General features: G+C 71.9%; 23 protein-coding genes. 8 read left to right on the forward strand and 15 right to left on the reverse strand.

Annotation, left to right across the window (positions count from 1 at the left end):
* Nucleotides 1-6 precede the first annotated feature (6 nt).
* Nucleotides 7-684 (forward strand): DUF429 domain-containing protein, encoded by a 678-nt coding sequence (locus ADL15_RS42535; RefSeq protein WP_067704606.1) that lies wholly within the window; start codon nt 7-9, stop codon nt 682-684.
* A 260-nt stretch (nt 685-944) separates the two neighbouring features.
* Here ADL15_RS42535 and proC read toward each other — a convergent pair whose 3' ends face one another.
* From proC to ADL15_RS42555, 4 genes are all read right to left on the reverse strand, one after another.
* Entirely contained in the window at nt 945-1,808 is an 864-nt protein-coding gene (gene proC, locus ADL15_RS42540; protein WP_067704612.1) for a pyrroline-5-carboxylate reductase, read from the reverse strand.
* 14 nt (nt 1,809-1,822) lie between these two features.
* Nucleotides 1,823-2,851, reverse strand: a complete 1,029-nt coding sequence (locus ADL15_RS42545) for a 6-phosphofructokinase (protein WP_067704615.1) — start codon at nt 2,849-2,851, stop codon at nt 1,823-1,825.
* Between the two features lie 154 nt (nt 2,852-3,005).
* Nucleotides 3,006-3,314: an ROK family protein gene (locus ADL15_RS42550; protein ID WP_157441956.1), complete on the reverse strand. Its 309-nt coding sequence runs from the start codon at nt 3,312-3,314 to the stop codon at nt 3,006-3,008.
* A gap of 198 nt (nt 3,315-3,512) precedes the next feature.
* Nucleotides 3,513-5,012: a DHA2 family efflux MFS transporter permease subunit gene (locus tag ADL15_RS42555; protein WP_067704945.1), complete on the reverse strand. Its 1,500-nt coding sequence runs from the start codon at nt 5,010-5,012 to the stop codon at nt 3,513-3,515.
* 95 nt (nt 5,013-5,107) lie between these two features.
* Between ADL15_RS42555 and ADL15_RS42560 the strand changes: the two genes are divergently transcribed.
* A complete protein-coding gene (locus ADL15_RS42560; RefSeq protein WP_067704622.1) occupies nt 5,108-5,776 on the forward strand; it encodes a TetR/AcrR family transcriptional regulator in 669 nt (222 codons plus the stop codon).
* Here ADL15_RS42560 and ADL15_RS42565 read toward each other — a convergent pair.
* Both ADL15_RS42565 and ADL15_RS42570 read right to left on the reverse strand, forming a co-directional pair.
* Complete coding sequence (locus tag ADL15_RS42565) at nt 5,773-6,270, reverse strand: polyadenylate-specific 3'-exoribonuclease AS (protein WP_067704624.1); 498 nt, start codon at nt 6,268-6,270, stop codon at nt 5,773-5,775. The genes ADL15_RS42560 and ADL15_RS42565 overlap by 4 nt on opposite strands.
* Before the next feature lie 22 nt (nt 6,271-6,292).
* Nucleotides 6,293-7,147: a phosphotransferase enzyme family protein gene (locus tag ADL15_RS42570; RefSeq protein ID WP_067704627.1), complete on the reverse strand. Its 855-nt coding sequence runs from the start codon at nt 7,145-7,147 to the stop codon at nt 6,293-6,295.
* 248 nt (nt 7,148-7,395) lie between these two features.
* Here ADL15_RS42570 and ADL15_RS42575 point away from each other — a divergent pair, with 248 nt between their 5' ends.
* A complete protein-coding gene (locus tag ADL15_RS42575; RefSeq protein ID WP_373872839.1) occupies nt 7,396-8,070 on the forward strand; it encodes a Crp/Fnr family transcriptional regulator in 675 nt (224 codons plus the stop codon).
* Here the strand turns inward: ADL15_RS42575 and ADL15_RS42580 are convergent.
* Nucleotides 8,067-8,759, reverse strand: a complete 693-nt coding sequence (locus tag ADL15_RS42580; protein WP_067704634.1) for a lysophospholipid acyltransferase family protein — start codon at nt 8,757-8,759, stop codon at nt 8,067-8,069. The two genes, ADL15_RS42575 and ADL15_RS42580, sit on opposite strands and share 4 nt — an antisense overlap.
* Before the next feature lie 141 nt (nt 8,760-8,900).
* Here ADL15_RS42580 and ADL15_RS42585 point away from each other — a divergent pair, with 141 nt between their 5' ends.
* Both ADL15_RS42585 and ADL15_RS42590 read left to right on the forward strand, forming a co-directional pair.
* Nucleotides 8,901-9,701, forward strand: a complete 801-nt coding sequence (locus ADL15_RS42585; RefSeq protein ID WP_067704637.1) for a DUF308 domain-containing protein — start codon at nt 8,901-8,903, stop codon at nt 9,699-9,701.
* Between the two features lie 70 nt (nt 9,702-9,771).
* Complete coding sequence (locus ADL15_RS42590) at nt 9,772-11,190, forward strand: alpha,alpha-trehalose-phosphate synthase (UDP-forming) (RefSeq protein WP_067704640.1); 1,419 nt, start codon at nt 9,772-9,774, stop codon at nt 11,188-11,190.
* Nucleotides 11,191-11,267: 77 nt separating this feature from the next.
* Here the strand turns inward: ADL15_RS42590 and ADL15_RS42595 are convergent, their stop codons facing one another.
* The 6 genes from ADL15_RS42595 to ADL15_RS42620 form a co-directional block, all read right to left on the reverse strand.
* Complete coding sequence (locus ADL15_RS42595; protein WP_067704642.1) at nt 11,268-12,026, reverse strand: alpha/beta hydrolase; 759 nt, start codon at nt 12,024-12,026, stop codon at nt 11,268-11,270.
* A 61-nt stretch (nt 12,027-12,087) separates the two neighbouring features.
* Nucleotides 12,088-13,431, reverse strand: a complete 1,344-nt coding sequence (locus tag ADL15_RS42600; RefSeq protein ID WP_067704645.1) for a flavin-containing monooxygenase — start codon at nt 13,429-13,431, stop codon at nt 12,088-12,090.
* Nucleotides 13,432-13,456: 25 nt separating this feature from the next.
* The gene (locus ADL15_RS42605; RefSeq protein ID WP_067704648.1) at nt 13,457-14,134 is read right to left on the reverse strand and encodes an endonuclease/exonuclease/phosphatase family protein; all 678 of its coding nucleotides are present in this window, start codon (nt 14,132-14,134) and stop codon (nt 13,457-13,459) included.
* 14 nt (nt 14,135-14,148) lie between these two features.
* On the reverse strand, nt 14,149-15,099 hold the full coding sequence (locus ADL15_RS42610; protein ID WP_067704650.1) for an ROK family glucokinase: 951 nt from the start codon (nt 15,097-15,099) through the stop codon (nt 14,149-14,151).
* Nucleotides 15,100-15,125: 26 nt separating this feature from the next.
* Entirely contained in the window at nt 15,126-16,379 is a 1,254-nt protein-coding gene (locus ADL15_RS42615) for a hypothetical protein (RefSeq protein WP_067704653.1), read from the reverse strand.
* Between the two features lie 215 nt (nt 16,380-16,594).
* Complete coding sequence (locus ADL15_RS42620) at nt 16,595-17,047, reverse strand: SRPBCC family protein (RefSeq protein ID WP_067704655.1); 453 nt, start codon at nt 17,045-17,047, stop codon at nt 16,595-16,597.
* Between the two features lie 91 nt (nt 17,048-17,138).
* Here ADL15_RS42620 and ADL15_RS42625 point away from each other — a divergent pair, with 91 nt between their 5' ends.
* Together ADL15_RS42625 and ADL15_RS42630 are read left to right on the forward strand one after the other, a co-directional pair.
* Nucleotides 17,139-18,818 (forward strand): GAF domain-containing sensor histidine kinase, encoded by a 1,680-nt coding sequence (locus tag ADL15_RS42625; RefSeq protein ID WP_067704948.1) that lies wholly within the window; start codon nt 17,139-17,141, stop codon nt 18,816-18,818.
* A 7-nt stretch (nt 18,819-18,825) separates the two neighbouring features.
* Nucleotides 18,826-19,494 (forward strand): response regulator transcription factor, encoded by a 669-nt coding sequence (locus ADL15_RS42630; RefSeq protein ID WP_014688640.1) that lies wholly within the window; start codon nt 18,826-18,828, stop codon nt 19,492-19,494.
* Here the strand turns inward: ADL15_RS42630 and ADL15_RS42635 are convergent.
* The gene (locus ADL15_RS42635; protein ID WP_067704658.1) at nt 19,491-19,922 is read right to left on the reverse strand and encodes a DUF4395 domain-containing protein; all 432 of its coding nucleotides are present in this window, start codon (nt 19,920-19,922) and stop codon (nt 19,491-19,493) included. The genes ADL15_RS42630 and ADL15_RS42635 overlap by 4 nt on opposite strands.
* Before the next feature lie 8 nt (nt 19,923-19,930).
* Nucleotides 19,931-20,446 (reverse strand): MarR family winged helix-turn-helix transcriptional regulator, encoded by a 516-nt coding sequence (locus ADL15_RS42640; RefSeq protein ID WP_067704661.1) that lies wholly within the window; start codon nt 20,444-20,446, stop codon nt 19,931-19,933.
* A 68-nt stretch (nt 20,447-20,514) separates the two neighbouring features.
* On the opposite strand from ADL15_RS42640, the gene ADL15_RS42645 reads away from it, so the two are divergent.
* Nucleotides 20,515-21,720, forward strand: coding sequence for an MFS transporter (locus tag ADL15_RS42645; RefSeq protein ID WP_067704663.1), 1,206 nt, complete (start codon nt 20,515-20,517; stop codon nt 21,718-21,720).
* Nucleotides 21,721-21,947: the final 227 nt, after the last annotated feature.

The raw sequence follows: 21,947 nt of genomic DNA on the forward strand, positions 1-21,947 counted from the left end.
CTGCCGATGAGCCTTCACGTGATCGGCGTCGACGCCTACGCCCTCGGCTGGGTAGGCGTCGAGCTCCGCGACGGCGCCTTCGGCCGCGCGGTGCTCGCCTCCACGCTCTACGAGATCGTCGCGGGCAGCTCCGGCGCCGCGGTGATCGGTGTCGACATCCCGCTCGGCATGCTGCCCGACCGCTGGCGCAGCGCCGACACGCTCGCCGCCGACCAGCTCGGCCCCCGCCGCGGCAGCGTGTTCCGGGTGCCGCCACGCGCGGTCTGGATGGAACCGGACTTCGCCACCGCCAACCGCCTGTGCCGTGAACTCACCGGCGCCGGCCTCAGCCGTCAGTCCTGGGCGCTGCGGCCCAAGCTGCTCGAGGCCAACGCGCTCTGGGAACGTCACCCCAAGCTGCTCTTCGAGGCCCACCCGGAGGTGTCGTTCCGGACCATGGCCGGCGAGACGCTCCCGTTCGCCAAGAAGACCTGGGCCGGCCAGGCCCGCCGCCGCGAACTCCTGGCCCGCCACGGCATCGTCCTGCCCGACCAGCTCGGCCCGGCCGGCCAGGCCCCGCCCGACGACATCCTGGACGCCGCCGCGGTCGCCTGGACCGCCCACCGCGTCGCCACCGGCTCCGCCCTGTCCTACCCCTCCCCACCCGAGGAAGACGGCGACAGTCAGATCGCTATTTGGTACTAAACCCTATTTTGTACGAATAGAGGAGTCCCCGCCGGAGGCTACCAGCCACGCCCCCGGGCAGCGGCCACGCGAGACCGCAGCCACGCACCGCCCAGCCGCGCCCCAGGCCCCCGGCTGGCTCTCAGCGCCCTTATCAGACCGGGATAACGGCCCTCAGAACCAGCCGGGCACACCCGCGCCAGACCGCGGCCGCTCCCCCGGGGGGGCGTGGCTCGTAGCCTGCGGCGGGAGCTCCGTTGTTCGTACCGAACAGGGGTTGATCAGACGGCTTGCGCGGCGATCTCGCGGGCACGGTCCCGGGCGGCCTCGAGGGCGGCGGACATCGCGGCGCGGACGCCGTGGATCTCCAGTTGGCGGAGCGCGGCGGCTGTGGTGCCGGCCGGTGAGGTGACCGCTTCGCGGAGTTTGACGGGGTGTTCGCCGGCGTCGCGGAGCATCGTCGCGGAGCCGATCGCGGTCTGGACGATCAGCTCGTGTGCGACCGGGCGGGGCAGGCCGAGCAGGACACCCGCGTCGATCATGGCTTCGACCAGGAGATAGAAGTAGGCCGGGCCGGAGCCGGAGAGCGCGGTGACCGCGTCCTGCTGGGACTCCGGGACCCGGACGGTCGAACCGACCGGCCGGAACATCTCCTCGGCGAGCGCCAGGTGCTCCTCGGTGGCGTGCGGACCCGCGGAGATCGCGGTCATCCCCTGGTCGACGAGCGCCGGGGTATTGGTCATCACCCGGATCACCGGGGTGCCCTCGGGCAGCCGGGCCGCGAAGAACCCGGTCGGCAGGCCGGCGCAGAGCGAGACGACGAGCTTCCCGGCGGGGAGCGCGGGACCGATTTCGTCCAGCAGCTTCCCGGCGTCCTGAGGCTTGACCCCGATCGCCAGGATGTCGGCGCGGGCGGCCGCCTCCACGTTGCCGACCACCGCAACACCGTATTTTCCGGACAGCTCCGCGCCGCGCTCCGGACGACGGGCGGTGATCAGCAGCCGGTCGGCCGGCCAGCCGGATCGCAGCAGGCCGGCGAGGACGACCTCGCCCATCTTGCCGGTGCCGAGGACCGCGACGGTGTGCTTGGTCAACGCGAAGCTCCGTTCACAAAAAGAATGCCGGGGGCGAGCCGCCCCCGGCATTCATCACAGCACGATCAGTTGCCGAAGAAGACCTCGGCCTCTTGGTACCGCTCCAGCGGAACGGTCTTGAGCTCGCCGGTGCCGTCGATCAGCGGGACCCGGACGATGTCGGTGCCGCGCAGCGCCATCATCTTGCCGAAGTCGCCCTCGTGCACCGCGTCGATCGCCTGCAGGCCGAAGCGGGTGGAGAGCACCCGGTCGAACGCGGTCGGGGTGCCACCGCGCTGGATGTGACCGAGGACGACCGTGCGGGCCTCCTTGCCGGTCTTCTCCTCCAGCTGCTGCGCCAGCCACTGGCCGATGCCGCCGAGGCGGACGTGGCCGAAGCTGTCGAGCTCCTGGTTGTGCGTGACCATCTGGCCGTCCAGCGGCTGGGCGCCCTCGGCGACCACGACGATCGGCGCGTACTCGACCTGGAAGCGCTTGGTCACGTACGTCGCGACCTGGTCGACGTCGAACTTGCGCTCCGGCAGCAGGATCACGTTCGCGCCACCGGCGAGGCCGGCGTGCAGCGCGATCCAGCCGGCGTGCCGGCCCATGACCTCGACGACCAGGGTGCGGTGGTGCGACTCGGCGGTGGTGTGCAGCCGGTCGATGGCCTCCATCGCGATGTTCACCGCGGTGTCGAAACCGAAGGTGAAGTCGGTCGCGTTGAGGTCATTGTCGATCGTCTTCGGCACGCCGACGACGTTCACGCCGAGGTCGTTCAGCTTGGTCGCGACGCCGAGGGTGTCCTCGCCGCCGATCGCGACCAGAGCGTCGACACCCTGCTCGGCCAGGTTGGCCTTGATCCGCTCGACGCCACCCTCGATCTTGAAGGGGTTGGTGCGGGAGGAGCCCAGGATCGTGCCGCCGCGCGGCAGGATGCCACGGACCTCCGCGATGCCCAGCGGCTTCGTCAGACCCTCCAGCGGGCCCTTCCAGCCGTCGCGGAACCCGACGAACTCGTGGCCGTAAGCGGTGACGCCCTTGCGGACAACGGCCCGGATGACCGCGTTGAGACCGGGGCAGTCGCCGCCGCCGGTGAGCACGCCGATACGCATGTTTCTCCTCGTCCTTCCCCTGAACGGGTAGCGAGATGCAGATAGCTCGAAGAATCCCCGGGAACGTCCTCATCGGCAGCGTTGCCGGCCCGGGGAGAGCCGCAGGCCGAACTCTAGTCTCCGTCCCCGGGGCTGCTGAAAGCGCCCCTTCCGGTCATAGGAACGACTCGACCGCCCCGAGCGCTTCGGCCTCGGCACCCAGTTGAGCGCGCACCACGGTCAGGCCCGCCGCGGCGCTCGGTGCGCAGTGCCGCCGCAACGCCTCCCGGATGCCGTCGATCACGTACGCCCCGGGCTCGGTGAAGCGCCCGCCGACCACCACCACGGCCGGGTTCAGCACGTCGCAGACCACCGCCACGGTTCGCCCGATCAGGCGACCGGCGTCCAGCAGCGCGCGCTGCGCCGGGCGGTGCCCGCCGGCCGCGAGGGCGAGCAGCCGCTCCTCGGTGGGTTCGGTCAGCAGCGCCCGAAGTACGCCGGCGCCAGGAACTCAAGGTCCCGGCTGGGCCTCAGGGGTGTGTCCGCGGCGCGGACGCACCCCTGAGGGCCAGCCACTGCCGGGAGACGCGCCGCGGTCCGGACCGGCAGCGGCCTCGGCGAGGTCCGGACATGGCGAGAGCCAGCCGGATGGACCGGCTGGCTCTCGGCTACAGGAACGGGATCAGTGGGCCATGGCGGGCGGGGCGTCCGGGTCGACGTCGAGCGGGCCGGTGCGGAACAGGACCGCGGCGACGACGGCGGCCAGCAGGAAGAAGCCGGTCGACCACCAGAAGACGGTGTGATAGCTGGCCAGCTGGGCCTGGGCGACGACCTGCGCGGTGGGCTCCTTGCCGACCAGGTAGTCGCTGGCCGCGGTGGCGGCGAACGAGCTGAGCAGGGCCGTGCCGATCGAGCCGCCGATCTGCTGGACCGTGTTGATCATTGCGGAGGCGACACCGGCGTCGTGGTGCTCGACGCCCGAGGTGGCGGCGTTCTGGGTCGGCGCGAAGACCAGGCCGAGGCCGAGGCCGACAATGATCAGACCGGGCAGGACGCCGGAGGCGTAGCTGGAGTCGAGCTGCAGGCGGGTCAGGAAGAGCATGCCGCCGGCCGCGATCAGCGCGCCGAGCGGGACCAGCGGGCGCGGGCCGATCTTCGGGGTCAGCATCGAGCCGGCCGTGGTGGCGGTGAGCATGACCGAGCCGAGCATCGGCAGGAAGGCCAGACCGGTCTTGACCGGGGTGAAGTGCAGTACCGCGGTCAGGAAGTAGGTCAGGAAGAGGAAGAGGCCGAACATGCCGGCGCCGGCGATCGCGATCGAGGCGTACGAGCCACCCCGGTTGCGGTCCAGGACCACGCGCAGCGGCAGCAGCGGGTTGTCCACCCGGCGCTCGATCAGCACGAACGCGACGAGCGAGACCACGCCGACGGCGATCGGGCCGAGGGTCCAGCCCGCGGTCCAGCCGTCGGTCTCCGCCTTGCCGAGCCCGTAGACCAGGCCGACCAGACCGATGACGGCGGCGATGGTGCCCGGCACGTCGATCTTGCCGTGCGCGCCGACCGGCTCGTCCTTCAGCTTGAACATCGCGCCGACCACGGCCAGCGCGGCGATCACCAGGTTGACGTAGAGGCACCAGCGCCACGACGCGTACTCGGTGAGCACGCCGCCGAGCAGCAGGCCGATGCCACCGCCGGCGCCGGAGATGGCGCCGAAGATGCCGAACGCCTTGCCGCGCTCAGCGGGCTGGGTGAACGTCGTGGAGAGCAGCGAGAGGGCCGCCGGGGCGAGCGCCGCGCCGAAGGCACCCTGCAGCGCACGGGCGACGATCAGCATCTCCAGGCCGTTGGCCGCGCCGCCGAGCGCCGAGGCCAGGGCGAAGCCGATCAAGCCGATGAGGAACATCCGCTTGCGGCCGAAGAAGTCCGAGAGCCGGCCGCCGAGCAGCAGCAGGCTGCCGAAGGCGAGGGCGTAACCGGTGACCACCCACTGGCGGCTGGCGTCCGAGAAGCCGAGGTCGGCCTGCGCGGTGGGCAGTGCGATGTTCACGATCGTGGCGTCCAGCACCACCATCAGCTGGGCCATCGCGAGCACTACCAGCGCCCACCAGCGGCCGTCGGATGGCGGGGAGACGACGGGCGCCTCACGTCCGGCACCGCGGGGTCGATCAGTAAGGGTGCTCATCATGGCCTTTCGAGAAGTTGAGGTACAGCCTCCACTTCGGCAGGCTAGCAGGGGAAGTTGAGGAACTACCTCCACTTTCTTGTACCCTTGGCCACATGACCGAGACCACCGCCCGTCCCCTGCGCCGTGACGCCCAGCGCAACCGGGAGCGGATCCTGGCCGCCGCCGGCGACGTCTTCGCCGCCCGCGGGTTCGCCGCCACGCTCGACGACGTGGCGCATCACGCGGGGGTCGGCGTCGGCACCGTCTACCGGCGTTTCCCCACCAAGGAGGCCCTGATCGAGGCGCTCTTCGCGGATCGGCTGGAGGATCTGGTGTCCCTCGCCGAGGACGCCGCGGCGCTACCGTCCGGCTGGGACGGACTCACCATGATGCTGCGGCGCTCGGTCGAGATGCACGCGGTCGACCGCGGGCTGCGCGACGCCGCGCTCTGCGTGGGTGTCGAGAAACACCACTTCGCCAAGGTCGGCGAGCAGCTGGTGCCCCTGCTGCAGGAGTTGATCGACCGGGCGCACGCCGAGGGCATGTTGCGCGCCGACATCGGGATGCACGACTTCCCGGTGATCATGGCGTCGGTCACCGACCTGGCCCGGCACACCGGCGGCGACCGGCCGGCCGTCTACCGGCGGTTCCTGGAGCTGATCATCGACGGCATGCGGGCCGACCCGGCCAACGGCGATCTCGGCCCGTCACTCACCCAGGCCGACGTCGAGGCGATCGTGCACGACTGCGTGCCCCCGTTCGAGGGCCGCAAGCGAAACTAGGACTTCTCCGAGGTCATCGTGTTCCACCGCGCCAGGTTGTGGCGCGCGTCGACGAGCGCGTCGTGGCGGCCGCTCATCTCCGGCAGCGGCGGGCGGCCCTGGTCGTCCCAGCGCTGCCGCAGGTCCTTGGTGAACCGCGGGATCTCCCGGGGCAGGGCCGGCATGGCGCCCCAGAGCTGGGCGAGCGCCACGTGGTCGTACGCGGCGTACCAGGCCCAGAGCTCCATCTGCTCGCTGCGCCCGCGCAGCGGCTCCATCAGGAACTCGTAGAGGTCGGTGCGGATCCGCTCCCGGCTGCGCCAGGACTTGTCGGCCGGCGAGGGGAGTTTGTCCAGGACGTTGCGGCGTACCCAGGGCACGGCGCGGCTGTCGTCGAACTCGGTGCTGACCGCGTAGAACTCGCGGCCGAACTCGTCGACGACACCGATCGAGACCAGGTCGACGATCCGACCGTCCTCGATGAATTCGCAATCGTAAAAATACCGGTAAACCATCGGGGTACATCCTTGCCCATCGTCAACCGGGCATGGACTCCAGGGCCTGCCTCGCCATCACCAGGCCCTCCTCGCAGCCCCAACGCGCCGATCGCTCGGCCAGCACGGCCCAGCGCAGGCGCAGCAGGACCGGCAGCGCGACCTCCAGCTCGTCGGGCGCGACCGGGCCGGCCGAGCGGTACCCGTCGAGCATCTCGACCGCGTGCTCCGGGCCGCCCACGTAGATGATCGCGGCGGCCACGTCGTACACCAGGGGGCCGGTGCCGCAGGCGCCGCAGTGCATCAGCCCGGCCCGGCCGGTCGCGACGTCCAGCACGAACGCCTCGGGCGCGGGATCGCCGTGCAGGACACCGTAGGTCAGCCGGTCGGTGACGGTGAGCCGGATCGCCGCGGCCACCGCGGCGGCGACCGCACCGCGGAGCCAGGGCTCCGCATCAAGATGCTGGGCGTCCAGATCGATCGGCTGCCACGGTCGCAGGCCCGGATGCTGAAAACCTTCAAGAGCCCGGTGTACGGCGCCCAGCCGCTCGCCCCACCACTGCTGGTCGACCGGGTCCGCGCCGTCCAGGTGACGCCCGGGCGGCCGCCGCAGCACAGCGAGCGCGCCGTGCGGCGTCTCCACGGTGAGCGCACCGGCCAGGGTGCGGACCGGTTCACCCGCCTCGATCCGCACGCCGCGCAGATGCTCGGCGGCGGCCAGCCCGGCCTCGACCGGCAGCCTCGCGGTGGCCTCGGCCAAGCGGGCCACGTAGCGGTCGCGCCCCGCGGTGATCTCCCAGCCGCGTGACATCAACGCCATCGGCAGCTCGATCATCTCGAAGGTCGCGAGGTGCCACTGGTCGCGCAGCACAGTTCGCACAATGTCGTCTTCCGGCACCGCGGGATTATCTCGGCACACCACTCAAATCCGACGGACACCCTGGGCGACAATCACAGAAGGCGATGGGGTGTTTACAGATAGCAACCGAAGGGACATGATCGTACGGGGCTAGCTTCGATGTCTGTAGTAGAAATGGCGCTCGGAGCCTGCTTCATGCTATTAGTGATCGTTCGCGTCGTGGGGCCGGCGCCGGCCGGGTCGACGTGGGTCCCCATCGGGGGAGGGATAACGCCGTGGACCATCGCATGCCGGATTCCGGCGACGCGCTAACCGGCGTGGAGATGTTCGCCGGGCTCGAGCCGGATGTGCGGCAGCGGGTCATCGCCACGGCGGTTCCGCGTCACTACCGCAAGGGACAGATCCTCTTCGTCGAGCACGACCCAGGGGATTCGCTGATCATCATGAAACGTGGCGCGGTCGCGGTCTTCCGCACCGCGCCGACCGGGGAGCGCGCCGTGCTCACCGTGGTCCGTCCGCCCGACGTGCTGGGCGAGGTGTCCCTGTTGGACGCGTCGACCCGTAGCGCCTCGGCCGAGGCCATCGAGGACTCACAGGCGCTCTCACTGTCCCGGGCGGCCTTCATGGACCTGGTGCACTCGAACCCGCGCATCCTGGACGCGGTGATGCGCTCGGTGGGCGGGCTGATCCGCCGCCTCACCGAGCAGAACGCCGATCACGTCTTCCTCGACCTGCCCGGGCGGGTGGCCAAGACGCTGGTCCGGCTCTCCGGGGAGAGCCAGGCCCCGATGATCACCATCGAGCTGAACCAGAGCCAGCTGGCCGAGATGGCCGGCGGCTCGCGGCAGAGCGTCAACCAGGCGATCGGCTCGTTCGCCAACCGGGGCTGGCTGCGCACCGAGGGCCGGCGCATCGTCGTGACCGATGTGCAGGCCCTGCGTCGCCGGGCGGGGATGAGCTAGGCGGCCTGCGCCACGGGTGCGGGCTCCTTGAGCTTCGCGGCGTAGACGTCGACGTACTCGCGGCCGGACAGGGCCATCAGCTCGAACATCACCTCGTCGGTGATGGCCCGCTCGACGAACCGGTCGCCGCGCGAGCCGGCATACCGGGAGAAGTCGAGCGGCTTGCCGATCCGCATCCGGACCCGCTTGACCGTCGGGATCAACGTGCCGGTCGGCTGGATCTCGTCGGTGTTCAGCAGCGCCACCGGCACCACCACCGCGCCGCTCTCCATGGCCAGCCGGGCCACCCCGGTCTTGCCGCGGTACAGCCGGCCGTCCGGCGAGCGGGTGCCCTCCGGGTAGATCCCGGCGACGTTCCCCTCCTTCAGCACGCGCAGCAGGGTGTCCAGGGCCGCCTGGGCGGCCTCCCCGCCCGAACGGTCCACCGGGATCGTCCCGGCGCCGACGAAGAACATCCGGGAGAGCCAGCCCTTGATCCCCTTGCCGGTGAAGTATTCGGCTTTGGCGACGAAGGTCACTTTCCGATTCATCACCAATGGGGTGAAGATCGAGTCGGAGAAGGAGAGATGGTTGCAGGCCAGGATCACCGGGCCGGAACGCGGAACATTCTCCAGCCCTTCGACCTTGGGACGGAAGAAGAGCTTCAGCACGGGTCCGAGAACCACCAACTTGAGCAGCCAGTAGAACACTGCGGTCCTTTCAGCGGAGGCCACCGGCGTCCCGGGGCGAACAGAAGCGTACGAAGCGCGGGCGGCACGCCACAACGCACTCCCGCAACAGGCGTCTGCCGTGTCACCATTCAAGGCACGGTCGGCAAGGGGGGTGCATCGGTGACAACGGGCGGCGCTCGTCGCGGGCGACGGGACAACGGGCTCGACGCGACTGACTACGCGGTCGCGGGCGATGTCGATCCACGGGTCGGTGAGCACCTGCTCGACGTGCTGGCGGGCGACAACATCGCGGCCTACCTGCAACCCACCGCGGATCTGAACCCGATCCTGCGGGCGACCACCCTGCCCGCGCGGCCGATCGACCGGCTCTTCGTGGACCGGGCACACCTCGAGGCCGCGCGCGAGCACCTGCAGCAGGTCACCGGCGGTGCGCCACCGACACCGGTCACCGAGGCCGCACCGCCGGCCCGGGAGCAGGCCGAGGTGGACGCCGAGTGGGAAAAGATCATCGCGGGCTTCCACACCGCCGTCGAGACCGAGTCGGCACCCTGGCCGGTCGCCGAGGGCACCACCTCGGACACCGAGCGCCGGGAGAGCGGCCGCCCGGTCGGCGAGGACGGCCGCCCGCTGAACCGGCGGCGCACCGACCCGCCCTCGATCCATCCGGTGATCGATCCGTTCGACTTCCCGGGCAGCGCGGCCGAGGACGACGAGGAAGAGGAGCGGTATGTCCCGCCGCCTCCCCCGCCGCTGCCGCACATCTCGAAGTATGCGATCACCGGCATCCTGGGTGTACTCGTCGGCTTTGTGCTCTTCCTCGTCCCGACCCTGATCCCGATCGACAGCTTCTTCGTGATGCTGTTCGGCTTCGCGGCGATCGTCGGCGGCGCGGCCACCCTGGTGTGGCGGCTGCGCTCGGGCGACGAGGACGACGACTACGACGACGGTGCCGTGGTCTGAATCGGTCACATCGACCGCGGCAAGCATGACGCATCGACAAACGTAGGTACCTGCCCGGTAACCTACGGTGATGCGCCCGAGTTCTCTCGTCGTCGTCGCCAACCGCCTGCCCCTTGATGACAACATCGCTCCGGACGGCGCCTGCGAGTGGCGCCGCAGCCCGGGCGGGCTGGCCAGCGCCCTGCACGCGATCCTCCAGCAGACCCCGGCCACCTGGGTCGGCTGGAGCGGCGCAATCGGCCCGTCACCGAAACTGCCCAGCATCGGCAGCCTCAGGCTCCGGCCGGTCACGCTGACCGAGCAGGAGCAGAGCGGCTACTACGAGGGGTTCGCCAACTCCACGCTCTGGCCGCTCTACCACGACGCGGTGCAGCAGCCGGTCTTCCAGCGGGAGTGGTGGGAGACGTACCGGGCGGTCAACCAGCGGTTCGCCGAGGCGGCCGCCGAGGTGGCCGGCCGGCACGCCGCGGTCTGGGTGCAGGACTACCACCTGCAGCTGGTGCCGCAGATGCTCCGGGAGCTGCGACCCGACCTGCTGATCGGCTTCTTCATGCACGTGCCGTTCCCGCCGCCCGAGCTGTTCATGCAGCTCCCCCGCCGGATCGAGCTGCTGGTCGGGATGCTCGGGGCGGACCTCGTCGGCTTCCAGCGCGAACAGGCCGGGCACAACCTGGCCCAGCTGGCGCAGAAGCTGCTCGGCGCGGAGGCCACCGACGACGCGATCACGGTGGGTGAGCGGACCGTGCGTACCGGCGCGTTCCCGGTCTCCATCGACGTCGCCGAGATGCGCGCGCTGGCCGCCCGGCCGGACGTGGTCGGCCAGGCCCGGCAGCTGCGGCACGACCTGGGCGAGTCGAAACGGATCCTGCTCAGCGTCGACCGGCTGGACTACACCAAGGGCATCGAGCACCGGCTGACGGCGTACCGGGAGTTGCTGCGGGACGGGCACGTGAAGGTGCGCGACACCGTGCTGGTGCAGGTCGCGGTGCCCAGCCGGGAGCGCGTGGACAGCTACCGGGACCTGCGCGACCGGATCGAGGGCGAGGTCGGCCGGATCAACGGCGAGTACGGCCGGGTCGGCGAGCCCGCCATCCACTACCTGAACCAGCGCTTCGACCGGTCCCTGCTGGCCGCGCTCTACCAGGCCGCGGACGTGATGGTGGTGACGCCGCTGCGGGACGGGATGAACCTGGTCGCCAAGGAGTTCGTGGCGGCCCGCGAGGACGAGACCGGCGCACTGGTGCTCAGCGAGTTCGCCGGGGCCGCCGCCGAGCTCTCCGCGGCGTTCCTGGTCAACCCGCACGACCTGGACGATCTGAAGCAGACCCTGCTGCGGGCCATGGAGGCGGATCCGGCCGACCTGTCCGCCCGGATGCGGGCGATGCGCGCGCACCTGGCCGAACACGACATCATGGCCTGGGCCCGCGCCTACCTGACCGCGCTGGACCACACCGGGCGGCTGGCCCGGCGCCTACCCCGCACGGGCTAGCGGCCTCGCCGCCCCCGCGCCCGGACGCCTCCCCCCGCGCCCGGCGACTGCCTCGCGCCCAGCGGCTGCCCCGCGGGTCAGCGGCCTCCCTGTTTGCCGAGCCAGTCCAGGATCGCGTCGATCGGCTCGGCCCAGCTGGACTCCAGCATCAGGTCGTGCGCCATCCCGGGGAACAGCAGCGGGTCGCCGCCGTACGCCGCGGCGGCCCGGTCGAGGGCCTTGCGGGACACCACCCGGTCGTCCGGGCTCCCGGCCACCAGCACCGGGGGCGTGCCGACGGGCCGGGGCGGCACGGCTCGGCGGAGCAGCTCGCGCCGCGGCCGCGGGTCCATCCGGGCGAGGTATTCGCCGGCCTGCTCGGCCGGCAGGCCGGCGCCGAAGAGCTGCCGGGCGGAGAGCTTGAGCCGCCCGCCGACCAGCGCCGGCAGCGTGCCGCCCGGGTTGGCCCGCAGTGCTGAGCCGAGCGCCGACCAGCCGTCCAGCACCGGCGCGACCAGCACCGCCGCCCGCGCCGGATAGCGGCCCAGGGCGCGGGCCACCACCAGGGCGCCGACACCGTGCCCGACCAGCACCGCCTGACGTGGCAGCGCCGCCGCGGTCTGCACCACGTCGTGCACCAGGGCGCGCAGGTCGCCGCCGGGGCGCGGGCCCAGCACGTGCGCCGGGAAGCCGCGCCCGGCCGCGTGCGGCAGCCAGTGCTCGGCGAACGCCCAGGCGCCGTGACCGAGACCGGGCACGAACAGCACCGGCGGGCGGCCCTCGTCCGCGTCCGGCAGCAGCGACGCCACCTCGCGCTCGGCCGGCCGTACCGGATCGGTCCAGTCCTCGAAGCGCATCAGATCAAAAGCGGTCACTTCGATGGCTCCATCGGGCTCGACAGGCACAGATCAAAAGCGGTCACTTCGACGGCTCCATCTGGTTCAGCAGGCTCTCCAGCGAGCGCAGGTAGTCGATGTGGTCCACCTCGAACCAGTGCCGCTCGCTCGGCACCACCTGCCGCCGCGACCAGCTGGCGAGCGGGCGGACCGACTCCTTCTGCTGCACCACGGCGGCCCGGGCCGGGTCGGTCCGGCGCAGCCGCAGCCACTGGGCCACCGCCACGCTCTGCCAGTGCGCCAGCGGGAACACCCCGGCGTCCGGCTGCACCAGGCCGATCACGGCCAGCGTCGGGTTCTTCCGGGCGAACGTGTGCAGGTGCAGGTCGGGGCGGCCGTGCTCGTTCACGTCCAGCAGCTCGGGGGCGAGGAACTCGAAGCGCGGGCGATAGCCGGTCGCGGTGATCACCAGGTCCGGCTCGATCCGCTCGCCACCGGCCAGCTCGACCGCGGCGCCGTCGAAGGCGGTCACGTCCGGCACCGGAGTGATCTTGCCGTGGCCCAGGTAGTAGGGCAGCTGGCTGTTCACCACCGGGTGGCTCTCGTACGGCTGGTGATCCGGCGCGGGCAGCCCGAACCGGGTCAGGTCACCGGTGGTCAGCCGGACCGTACGGCGGTAGAGCCACTGCCGCAGGCGCAACGGCAGCCGCCACTTGAGCAGGGCGTCGTTGACCTGGTCGGCGGGGCGGCCCAGGACGTATTTGGGGGCGTACCAGTAGCCGCGCCGGGTCGAGTGCCACACCCGGGTCGCCTGCTGGGCGGCCTCCACCGCGATGTCGCAACCGGTGTTGCCGCCGCCGATCACCAGCACCTTGCGGCCACGCAGCACGGCCGGGTCCTTGTACGCGCTCGCGTGCATCACCCGGCCCCGGAACTCGCCGGGGATGTCGGGCTTGCGGGGATCCCAGTTGTGCCCGTTCGCGACGATCAGCGCGGCGTACCGCTGGGTGCGTGACGAGCCGCCGCCGGTGGACTGGGTGGTCACCTCCCAGCCGCCGTCGGCGGTCGGCACCGCGGAGACCACCTCCATGCCGAACCAGACGTGCTCGCCCAGCCCGAAGTGCTTGGCGTACCGCTCCAGGTAGGTCAGCACCTGGCTGTGGTGCGGGTAGTCCGGCCAGGTGTCCGGCATCGGGAAGTCGGGGAACTCGGTGTGCTGACGGGACGAGATCAGGTGGGCGCCGGCATAGACCGGACTGCGGTCGTGACGCCAGTTCCAGGCACCGCCGACCGCGGTCTCCCGCTCGTAGCAGTCCACCTGAAAGCCCAGCTCAAGCAGGTTTTTGACGGCGGTCAGGCCGCTCGCGCCGGCGCCGACGACGCAGACGGCGTCGCGACGGTCGCCCAGGTCCGGGGAGTCGTGCACCCGGCGATCCTGCCAGACGTGAGCCTCAGTCGGAAGGGAGAAGAAGGTCCGCGAGGACCGGTAAATGATCACTCGCGACACGTGCCCGATCAGTCGCGATGATCTCGTATCGCTCGATGTGCACGTCCGGGCTGACGAAAAGCCCGTCGATGCGCTTGCTGGGCGCCGCGGCCGGGAACGTCGGGTCGTCGTCCTTCGTGGTGACCAGCCCGTCCTCGACGGTGCGCCAGGCGCCGCCGCCCGGGCCCTCGTTCAGGTCGGCGGCCGCGATCAGCGGGCCGGTGATCCTGGTCAGCTCGTCCTTCCAGTGCGCGGCCTGGGTCGGCCGCTCCGCCGGGTCGGTGGCCAGGTGCGAGCCGGAGACGGTGAACGACGCGCCGCGCACCCGCCCCTGCGCGAAGAACGCGCCGCGCAGGTGCCGGCCCGGTGTCAGCGGATAGCGCACGCACCAGGTCTCCCCGATCGCCACCCGCAGGCTGACCAGCAGCAGGTTGCCCAGCGCGGGCAGGCCGCCGGCGGCCACCACCATGCCGCAGTCGGCGGCCAGCGTCGCGCTCTTCTCCCGCCAGCGGAACCGGCGCGGCGCCTCCTGCACGACGAGGACGTCCGGGGCCAGCTCACGAACCAGGCCGACGAGCGCGGCCCGGTCGTCCTTCATCCCGTGCACGTTCCAGCTGACCACCCGCAGCGGCACGCCGGACATCCCCGCCTCCACGGCTAGGAACGCCGGGCCAGGTCGGCCGCGCCGACCACGCCGGCCACGTTGCCCATCTGAGCGGCGTGCACCTCGGCGACCGGGAACCGGTTGCGCTGAGCGAGCTGGTCGCGGTAGGTCCGTTCGGCCGGGCCCATCAGCAGCGGGCCGGCGTCGACCACGCCGCCGCCGATCACCAGGATCTGCGGGTCGAGGCTCTGCGCGAGGTCGGCCAGGGCCACGCCGAGCCAATACCCGACCTGCGCGAACGCGTCCATCGCCACACCGTCGCCGCCCCGGGCCGCCTCGGTGATCTGCCGGCCGCTGATCGCCAGCGCGTCGCCGCCGGCCAGGGCGAGCAGCTTGGCGGCCCGCTCCGGCTCCTGCCGCGCGCCGGCCCGGGCGAACCGGACCAGGGCGTTGCCGCTCGCGTACTGCTCCAGGCAGCCCAGCCGGCCGCAGCCGCACGGGTGCCCGTCCGGCACCGACTGCAGGTGGCCGAGCTCACCGGCGATGCCGTTGGCGCCGTGCCACAGCTTGCCGTTCAGCACGATGCCGCCGCCGATGCCGGTGCCCACGGTGATCATCACCATCGAGTCGTCGGCGTGCTTGGCGACGCCGAACCGGAACTCCGCCCAGGCGGCCACGTTCGCGTCGTTCTCCAGCACGGTCGGCAGGCCGACCGCCTTCGCGACGTAGTCGCGCAGCGGCTCGTCGCGCCAGGCCAGGTTCGGCGCGAACAGCACCGTCGAACCGGCGGCGTCGATCCAGGCCGCAGCGCCGATCCCGATCGCGGTCGCGGTCGGGTACTGCGCCGCCAGCTCGGCGGCCACCTCGACGATCGTGTCCCGGGTGCCGGCCGGGTCCTCCGCCGGCGTCGGCCGGCGGTTCGACGCGAGCACGTTGCCGAGCTCGTCGACCACGCCACCGGCCACCTTGGTGCCGCCGACGTCGATTCCGATGGTCAGCGTCACGCTGCCCGTCCCCTCTGATGCCAGTTTCACACCGCGTCGTCGTCGCGGGCGCCATCGCCCGGCTCGCCGTCGCGGCCCATGGGCGCCGAGGCGCCCCACTCATGATCCACGCTACGGGTTGGGGCCGCGCCGTCTGCGGCGGCCTCCGCGGTGGCGGCGGCCCACACATCAGACCCGGATTTTGTACGGATGACAGCCGCCGCGTCCGGTCGGACCCCGGCCGTCGTCCCGCCCTGATCCTCTCCCGCCGCGGCCCCGGACGCCGGTGTCCCACCCAGCACTTCCGGGCGACCCGTGTGCGTCGCCGGCTCAGGCGTGGTGCGCAGCGCGGCGACCCGGCGGGCGTCGGCCACCGCCTTGGCCACGGCTTTCTCGGCGGCCGCAGCACGGGCCCGGGCGGCCGCGGCCTCGCGGGCGCTGTCCGCCGTGGCGGCCGCCCACGGGTCACGGCTCCGGTCCCCAGCGCGCTCCGCGGCCGGCGGTGAACCCGCGGCCGGCTGCGCGCCGCTCTCCGCATCGTACGCGGCGGCCAGTCCCGCGGCGATCCCGGCCGCTTCCGCGGCGGCCACCAGCGCGGCCTGGTCGGCCTCGGCCTTCGCCCGGGCGCGGTCCGCCTCGGCCGCACGGGCGCCGGCGGCGGTCGCGGCCGCCCAGGTGTCGGACTCGTCGGCCACCGGCGCGGCCGGGCGCGAACTCGGCGCACCCGCGCGGGTCGCCGCCGACCAGGCCGCGTCGGGGGCCGGCGCGTGCCGGGCGGCTCCACCGGCGGGTGATTTCGGGGCGCGCCGCGAGCGCTCCCCCTGGAACGCACCGGCCAGCGACGCCAGACCGCGCAGCACGCCGGCCGCACCGGTCGCGATGTCACCGGCGCCGGTGGCGACCCGGAAGATCGTCTGCGGGCTGGGATCACGGACCGCCGCGATGGCCTGGCACACCGGGCAGCGGCAGCACTCGGCGCTGCCGGTCGACCAGCCTTGACGGCCGTGCGCCCGGCTGCCGGCACTCGACGAGCCCGGCCCGCCGGTTGCCGTGCCTGACCTGCCGGGGCCCGCCGGCCCCGACCCGCCGGCACTCGCCCGGCCGCTGGCACTCGCCCGGCCGCCGGCCGAGTCGCCGGCTCGCGACGAGCCGGACTCCGGGGACGAATCCGACGGCGAGGGTGACGGGCGCGCACCGGCACTCCACGGGCGCTCGCTGCCACCGCTGTCGCGGGCTGCCTCGGTCAACCGGCTGAAGAACCCGTTGACCGCGTCCCCGATCACCGCGGCCGCGTCGGCCACCGGCGTACCGGAGGCTCCACCCGTACCAGAAGATCCGCCCGGACCGGAAGGTCGGCCTGAGCCGGCGGACGAACCGGAAGAATCGCCGGGGTCGCGGCCGCTCGCCGCGGCACCCACGCCGCTCGACGCCGCCCTGGCGAGGATCGTGGCGACCAGTCGCTCGGCCTCTTCGCGCGCTGACCCGGCCATCCGCTCCCCCTCAACGCCCGCCGCGGTCAGGCCGCGGGCAGGCTCTCCACACGGCGTTTGAGCTCTTTCAACGCCGTGTCCATGATCATTTTTTCGGCTTTGCGGCGGAACATGCCGAGCATCCCGATGGCGAGCTCCACCGCGAGGGTGTAAGTCACGGTAGTGCCGCCGGACGCATCCGCCACCAGGTCGTAGGACCCTTCCTGGGATTTCTGCGTCTTGGACGGCGCGACCAGGTGCCACTCGATCCGGGAGAGGTCGTCGGCGTACGCATACTCCAACGTATATTCGTCGGCCATCACGCCCGCGTCGATCCGGAACCGGACCTGAGCGGCGTAGCCGTCCTCATACTCCTCGACGACCGTGACCTGCTTGATCGCGTCGGCCCACTCGGGATAGCTCGGGAAGTCACAGATGACCGCGGCCACCCGGGCCAGGGGAGCATGGACCTGGATCGACTGCGACGAGGTGTCCGCCATGCACGGCAGGCTACCCGTTGGGTACGACAAAGCACGCCACCGCCCCGTCGCCGATGGGCCGATGTCCGCCGGTGCCGCTACCATCCGTGACGTGCCAGCCCTAGCCAGCGGATCCACGCGCATTCGTCCGCTCGAAGCCGTGTCGCGCGTGATCATGCTCGCGCTGGTCGCGGTGCTCACCGCGATCGCCACCGGCGGCCCCCAGCAGCTGTACTGGATCGCGTTGCTCGCGGTCGCCGCGCTGCCCGCCTTCGTCGCCCGTAACCACCCGGTCCTGGCCACCACCGGCCGGTTCGCCGAGGTGATCGTCACCGGCCTGGCCGCCGGATCGATCGCCTCCGCGGCCGAGGGTGCGGCCGCCGGGTTCCGTGCCGAGGCGGTCCTGCCGTACCTCGCCGTGCCGCTGCTCACCGCGGCTCTGCGCCGCAGACCGACCGAGGGCGCCGCGCTGCTCGGGGTGGCCGCGGTCGCCCTGGTGGCCGGTGGCGCCCTGGCCGGGCCGAGCACCGTGCTGGGCAACCTGGGTTATCTCGCGGCCGGTGGCCAGTGGCTGGTGCTCGGCGCGATCGTGACGTTCGCCGCCGAGGCGATGCGCCAGTTCCTGCAGCCGGCCGAGCCCACCCCGCAGCCGTACGCCGAGGCCACCCGCCTGCTCACCCAGCTGCGCAGCGTCGCCCGCTCGCTGCCGGGGGCGACCCTGGACCCGGGCGGCATCTCCGAGCACCTGCTCGAGGAGCTGCGCGCGGTCGCGCCCGGCCACCGCGCCGCGGTGCTGTCGGCCAGCGGCGGCGGCCGGCTGGTCGTGCTCGCACAGACCGGCGCGGAACGTGTCGACTGGGAGACCACGCTCGACGCCGACTCGGCGATCGCCGACTCCTGGGCCACCCAGCAGCCGCACGCGGCCAGCCGCTCGCAGGCCCGCACGCACCGGGGCGGTGAGGTGTCCTCGCTGGTCATCCCGCTGGTCGCCGGGGTACGCACGATCGGCCTGGTGATCCTGGAGACCGACGCCGCCGGGGCCTACCCGCCGGCCGTGGTGCAGAGCGTGACCGAGGTGACCGACCCGGCCGCGCTGCGCCTGGAGGCCGCGCTGCTCTTCGACGACGTCCGCTCGCTGGCCACCAACGAGGAGCGCCAGCGCCTGGCCCGGGAGATCCACGACGGGGTCGCCCAGGAGCTGGTGATGGTCGGGTACGGCATCGACAACGCCCAGGCCACCCTGCCGGAGGGTGCCGAGGAGACGGCCGAGGAGCTGCGTTCGCTGCGCGGCGAGGTGACCCGGGTGATCACCGAGTTGCGGCTGAGCCTGTTCGAGCTGCGCTCGGAGGTGGACCGCAACGGTGGCCTGGCCGCCGCGATCGCGGAGTACGCCCGCACCCTCGGCACCAGCGCCGGTCTGCGGGTGCACTTCACCTTCGACGAGTCGACCGCGCGCCTGCCCGCCGCCACCGAGGCCGAGTTGCTGCGCATCGCCCAGGAGGCGATCACCAACGCGCGCAAGCACGCCGGTGCGTCAAACCTCTGGGTGACCTGTACCGTCGATCCTCCGTACGCGGAGATCGAGGTCTCCGACGACGGCAAGGGTTTCGCCGACAACCGGCCCGACGGCCGGTACGGTCTGACCATCATGGCCGAGCGGGCCGAACGCATCCGGGGTCGTCTCAAGATCACTCCAAGACACCCCAGCGGGACAACCGTCGCCGTAGTGCTCGGAACCCCGCCTCGGCGCGATAGCGTGCGGGATAGCGTTTCCGCTCCAGAAGGGGAGTAACCCGAGCATGTCGACCAGTCCTGCGCCGACGACGCGCACCAAGGTCCTCCTTGTCGACGATCACGACCTGATTCGTAAGGGGCTGCGACACGCATTCGAGCGCGACCGGCAGTTCGAGGTCGTCGGCGAAGCGGCGACGGCCGCGGAGGCGGTGCGCCAGGCCGGCGCACTGCAGCCGGACGTCGTGATCATGGACCTGCGCCTGCCCGACGGCAGTGGCCTGGAGGCCACCCGCGCCCTGCGCAAGAACAACGCCAACATGGGCATCGTGGTGCTGACCATGTACGCCGGCGATGACCAGCTCTTCGGTGCTCTCGAGGCCGGGGCCAGCGCGTTCGTGCCGAAGACCGCTCCGGCGGACGAGGTCGTGGCGGCTGCCCGGCACGCCGCGTCGGCGCCCAGCGCGTTCACCGCGGCCGACCTCGCCGAGGCGATGAAGCGTCGTCTCGCCCCGTCCGGACCGCAGCTGTCCCCGCGCGAGGGTCAGGTGCTGCGGCTGCTCGCCGACGGCATGAGCGTCGCCGGGATCGCCAAGCAGCTGTTCGTCTCCGAGTCGACGGCGAAGACCCACATCTCGAAGCTCTACGAGAAGCTGGGCGCGGCGAACCGGGCCCAGGCACTCATGACGGCGCTGCGGTTGGGCCTCTTGGAAGCGCCCGACGCCCCGAAGTTCTAGGCGTTCCGGACTGTTTCGGCGTTTCTCCCTGTAAGCCTGCGAATCCCCAGATACGCCTCGCAGCCCAGGCACAGCCCGAAGGCCGCGTTGAGAAACGCGGCGAGCAGCCCGAACGCCGCCGCGACGAGCCCGAGTGTCTCCGCGCCCGACAGATATCCCCCCGCGGAGACGCTCAGGAACGCGAAGCCGACAAGCTGCGCGAACCGCACCGGCGCGGCGGGCTCCCGCTCGCCCGGTCTGCCGAGCCGCGGCAGCACCAGAGTGCGGAAGATCAGCGGGTACGGCCCGAGCCGCGGGTTCCACGCGGTGATCGCGAAGACCGCGGCCTGGGCGAGAGCCAGCCAGCCCGAGCCGGTGATCAGCACGAGGGCGATGACGATGCTGGTGAGCGCGGCGGCGAAACGCTGGCCGCGTGGGTCCAGTTCCATGAATCCTATTATTCCCCCAAGGAAACTAGGATTTTCCGCAGCATCGCGTTGAGCTGTGTCAACTCCTCCGGCGAGAGCGCCTCGAGCGCCGCCTGATCCCGCGCCATGCCCTCGAAGATGTACCGGTTCCACATCTCCCGGCCCTGCGGCGTGGGCCGGATCAGCACCCGCCGCCGGTCCCCGGCGTCGATCGCACGGGTCACCAGGCCGGCCGTCTCGAGCCGGTCCAGCCGGCTGGTCATCGCCGCCCGGGTCACGTTCGCCGCCTCGGCCAGCTGCGCCGGGGTCGCCTCGGTCGGCCACGGCTGCACCATCAGCACGTGCAGGGTCTTGTAGTCCTGCAAGGTGAAGTCCCCCTCGCCCCGGGCGAACTCCGCGGCGTCGGCGCGCTCGATCCACCGCAGGAGCTGCTTCATCCGCACCAGCGCGCCCTCGACCTCCGGGGCGAACGCCGGCTCGTCCCGCCAGAAGGCCGCCCACCGGGCCACATGCTGATCCACGCCGTCTTCCACGCTGTCTTCCACGCCTCAAAGTCTGGCACGCTTCTGATTATTAGTTGCCTGATAGTTAGACGGTGAATTACTTTCGGGGCATGACACGCGACTTCCGGCTTCTCGCCACCGGGCAGACCCTGTCCTGGCTCGGCAGCGGCTTCCAGACCGTGGCGCTCGCCGTCGCCGTGGTCACGCACGGCGGCGGGGCGAACGATCTCGGCCTGGTGATGGCGTCCTCGGTGCTCACCATGCTGGCCGGCGCGCTCTTCGGCGGCGTCTGGGCCGACCGGCTCCAGCCCCGGCTCGTCATGGTCGTCTCCGACCTGGTCCGGCTGCTCGCCACCGCCGGCATCGCGGTGATGTTCGCCGGCGGCGGCTACCACCTGCCGCTGCTCTGCGCGCTCACCGTGGTCTCGGCCGGCGCCGGCGCGTTCTTCACCCCGGCGATGAGCGCGCTCAAACCACTGCTGGTCCCGGCCGCGCACCTGCAGAAGGCCAACGCCACCCTGAGCATGTTGCAGACCGGCTGCGGCATCGTGGGTCCGGCGCTCGGCGGCCTCACCGTCGCCGCCTTCGGCGCTCCGGCCGGCTTCGCGGTCGACGCGGTCAGCTTCCTGTTGTCCGGGGTCGCTGCCGCTTTTCTTCGGGTACGAGCGGAGCGCGGCCCGCGCGAGTCGATGTATCGGGAACTGGCCGCCGGGTGGCAGGAGATCCGCAGCCGGGACTGGCTGATCGGTGGCCTGTTCGGCGCCACCGTCTACCACGTCGCGAACGGCATGATCCTGGTGCTGGTGCTGGTCACCGCGGTGGAACGGCTCGGCGGCGCGCACGCCCTCGGCTGGATCTCGGCGGCCGAAGGGCTGGGCGGGCTGCTCGGCTCGGCCCTGGCCCTCCGTTTCCAGCCCCGATACCTGCTCCGCGCCGGCTGGCTCACCCTGCTGCTGATGCCGCTCTGGGCCCTCGCCTACGTGTGGCCCGGCACGCTGACCGCGGTGCTGCTCGGCGCGGTGGTCGGGTACGGCGGCCTGATGTTCTTCGCGGTGGCCTGGGAGACCGCGATCCAGGACCGGGTGCCGCAGGCGATGCTGGGCCGGGTCTCCTCGTGGGACTACCTGACGTCGTTCCTGGCCATGCCGATCGGCAACGCCCTCGCGGGGCCACTGGAGGCCCGGTTCGGCCTGGACGCGGTGCTGGTGGCATGTGCCGTCGTGCTGTTCGTCTCGAGCGCCTCCCAGCTGCTCATCCCCGGCTCCCGCAACCTCACCCGCACCCCCACACCCGCCCCAGCCCCCGCCCTCGTGTGAAGCTCACCCACGCAGCGCCCACCCCCACATTGCGTGGGGACTTTGGGCGCGGAGCGCACCACAACTCCCCACACAGCGCGTGACCCAACATTGCGTGGGGACTTTCGGCGCACAGCGCACCACAACTCCCCACACAGCCCGTGACCCAACATTGCGTGGGGACTTTCGGCGCACAGCGCACCACAACTCCCCACACAGTGTCTGGGCCCACCGTGCGTGGGGACTTT

Origin of the sequence: Actinoplanes awajinensis subsp. mycoplanecinus, assembly GCF_001509495.1 — a bacterium.
In the GTDB taxonomy this organism is placed as follows: Bacteria; Actinomycetota; Actinomycetes; order Mycobacteriales; family Micromonosporaceae; genus Actinoplanes; species Actinoplanes palleronii.